General features: G+C 54.8%; 2 tRNA genes and 2 rRNA genes. All 4 read left to right on the top strand.

Annotated elements, in window-relative coordinates:
- Positions 1–687 (top strand): 16S ribosomal RNA (locus VJ956_RS10755); the annotation flags it as partial.
- 203 nt (positions 688–890) lie between these two features.
- Positions 891–964: transfer RNA gene (locus tag VJ956_RS10750), tRNA-Ile, on the top strand.
- Positions 965–1,014: 50 nt separating this feature from the next.
- A tRNA-Ala gene (locus tag VJ956_RS10745) sits at positions 1,015–1,088 on the top strand.
- Between the two features lie 285 nt (positions 1,089–1,373).
- Positions 1,374–3,412, top strand: a 23S ribosomal RNA gene (locus tag VJ956_RS10740); the annotation flags it as partial.

Here is a 3,412-nt window from a genome sequence, read left to right as displayed (position 1 = left end):
CGCAGTTAACGCAGTAAGCATACCACCTGGGGAGTACGTTCGCAAGAATGAAACTCAAAGGAATTGACGGGGGCCCGCACAAGCGGTGGAGCATGTGGCTTAATTCGATGCAACGCGAAGAACCTTACCCGGGCTAAATCCACGATGACCGGTCCCGAAACGGACCTTCCCTTCGGGGCATCATGGAAGGTGCTGCATGGCTGTCGTCAGCTCGTGCCGTGAGGTGTTGCCTTAAGTGGCGCAACGAGCGCAACCCCTGTGGTTAGTTACCAGCACGTAATGGTGGGGACTCTAGCCAGACTGCCTACGCAAGTAGTGAGGAAGGTGGGGACGACGTCAAGTCATCATGGCCCTTATGTCCGGGGCTGCACACGTGCTACAATGGATGGTACAGAGGGACGCCACCCTGCAAAGGGGCGCAGATCTCGAAAGCCATTCCCAGTTCGGATTGGAGTCTGCAACTCGACTCCATGAAGGTGGAATCGCTAGTAATCGCGTATCAGCAACGACGCGGTGAATACGTTCCCGGGCCTTGTACACACCGCCCGTCAAGCGATGGAAGTCAGGAGTACCTGATGTCGCCGTGCCAACCCTTCGGGGGGGCAGGTGCCTAGGGTAAGCTTGGTAACTGGCGCTAAGTCGTAACAAGGTAGCCGTACCGGAAGGTGCGGCTGGATCACCTCCTAGATAAGTAAAAGCCGGCTTTTTGCCTGCTCAGCAATCTGTTTATCACTGTCACGTCTGTCCTGCCTGCCGGCAGGATTGCCCCGCCGCAGGGCGGGGACAGGAGGCTGGCCGGCACGCCGCCGGGCTGCTCCATTGAAAAATGAGTCCGTCAGCTGGCGGATCAGGTGGCTTTTGCGCGGATGTGCGATTCGGCTGCCAATAATGGGCTTGTAGCTCAGGTGGTTAGAGCGCACGCCTGATAAGCGTGAGGTCGCAGGTTCAACTCCTGCCAAGCCCACTTTGGGCTGTGAGGTTGTCCCGAGGCTTCGGGGCCGGGCCCACAAACCGGGGGCTATAGCTCAGCTGGCTAGAGCACTGCCTTTGCAAGGCAGGGGTCCAGGGTTCGAATCCCTGTAGCTCCACTGACAGGCGGGAGGGTGATGCGGCCGGGTGCGGCATGCTATAATAACAGGATGAATGATGAGATTAAGATACGCGGCGGGACAGCGGGAGCTGGTCCGGGCCGGGAAGGGATCGTTTCCCTTGGTGTCTTCTTGGATGTTCTTTGACATAATGTGGATAGTAATAAAGCTGTAATGTGTGCGTCTTTGTCCTACGAAGGCGCACAGCAATTTAGAAAAGTATCGAGGTAAATCGAGCTCATGACATTGCTGGCGGGCCCCGTTTGTGGGTGCAAGCCATGCAAGGATTAAGTAGAAAAGAGCGTACGGTGAATGCCTAGGCATACAGTGGCGATGAAGGACGTGCCAAGCTGCGATAAGCTGCGGGGAGCTGCAAAGAAGCGTTGATCCGTGGATGTCCGAATGGGGAAACCCATCCCATCACTTCGGTGGTGAGATACTCCTTTCGAGGAGGGCGTACCAGGGGAACTGAAACATCTAAGTACCCTGAGGAAGAGAAAACAATTGTGATTTCCCAAGTAGTGGCGAGCGAACGGGAATCAGCCTAAACCACATCATGCTTGCATGGTGTGGGGTTGTAGGACCACAACATCTGAATCCGAGCGAAGTCGAAGCTGCCTGGAAAGCAGCACCAAAGAGGGTGAAAGTCCTGTAGGCGTAAGCAAAGAGGAGGTAGTGGTATCCTGAGTAGTACGGGGCCGGTGAAACCCTGTATGAATCCGGCGGCACCATCCGCCAAGGCTAAATACAACTGTATGACCGATAGTGAACTAGTACCGTGAGGGAAAGGTGAAAAGAACGCCGAGAAGGCGAGTGAAATAGTACCTGAAACCGTGCGCTTACAAGCGGTCGGAGTCCTGTATTTATATGGGATGACGGCGTGCCTTTTGTATAATGAGCCTACGAGTTGCTCCTAGCCTGCGAGGTTAATCCGCTTAGCGGAGAAGCCGTAGCGAAAGCGAGTCTGATAAGGGCGAGCAGTAGGATGGGGCAGACGCGAAACCGAGTGATCTATCCATGGCCAGGGTGAAGGTGCCGTAACAGGTGCTGGAGGCCCGAACCGCCTGGCGTTGAAAAGCCATCGGATGAGCTGTGGATAGGGGTGAAAGGCCAATCAAACTCGGAAATAGCTCGTACTCCCCGAAATATATTTAGGTATAGCGTGCATCGGATAGCCATCCGGAGGTAGAGCACTGATTAGGCTAGGGCCCTTCACCGGGTACCAAACCTAGACAAACTCCGAATGCCGGTTGGTGTTGATGCGCAGTCAGTGGCAGGGTGATAACGTCCTGTCGCGAGAGGGAAACAACCCAGACCATCAGTTAAGGTCCCTAAATGTTGGCTAAGTTGATTAAAGAAAGTTGGATTGCCCAGACAACCAGGAGGTTGGCTTAGAAGCAGCCATTCCTTAAAAGAGTGCGTAATAGCTCACTGGTCGAGCGATCCGGCGTCGATAATTTGCGGGCATAAGCCAGCTACCGAAACTATGGATTCTATCGCAAGATAGAGTGGTAGGGGAGCATACCGACCCCGCCGAAGGTTCTCTGTGAGGGGGACTGGAGGGGTCGGCAGAGAAACTGTAGGCATGAGTAACGATAAGACGGGTGAGAAACCCGTCCACCGAAAACCCAAGGGTTCCTGATCAACGCTAATCGGATCAGGGTTAGTCGAGACCTAAGGTGTAGCCGAAGGGCGAAGCCGATGGAAAACCGGTTCAATATTCCGGTACCGACACCAGTGGTAAGGCAAAGGCGTGACGCAGAAGTGACACTTCCGCCCCGTGACGGAATACGGGGTTGAAGGGTGTAGGCCGGGGGGCAGGCAAATCCGCTCCCCGTTAAGGCTGAAACCCGACAGTACCGGGAGGCTACGGCCAAACGGATAGTGAAGGTAATCTGGCTGCCAAGAAAAGCGTCGTTGTTTGCTGGTATCGCTCGTACCCTAAACCGACACAGGTGGGTGAGGAGAGAATCCTCAGGTGCTCGAGAGAATCGTGGCTAAGGAACTAGGCAAATTCGATCCGTAACTTCGGGAGAAGGATCCCCTGGTGCCAACTTCGGTTGGTATCGGGGCGCAGTGAAAAGGTTCAAGCGACTGTTTACCAAAAACACATGTCTCTGCTAAGCCGTAAGGCGATGTATAGGGACTGACACCTGCCCGGTGCCGGAAGGTTAAAGAAGGGGGTTAGCTTCGGCGAAGCTCTTGACTGAAGCCCCGGTAAACGGCGGCCGTAACTATAACGGTCCTAAGGTAGCGAAATTCCTTGTCGGGTAAGTTCCGACCTGCACGAATGGTGTAACGACTTGAACACTGTCTCGGCCACG

Source organism: Marinobacter sp. (assembly GCF_035268745.1).
In the GTDB taxonomy this organism is placed as follows: domain Bacteria; phylum Pseudomonadota; class Gammaproteobacteria; order Pseudomonadales; family Oleiphilaceae; genus Marinobacter.
The sequence above is the reverse complement of the archived record's forward strand: the minus strand, read 5'-3'. Positions and strand labels throughout refer to the sequence as shown.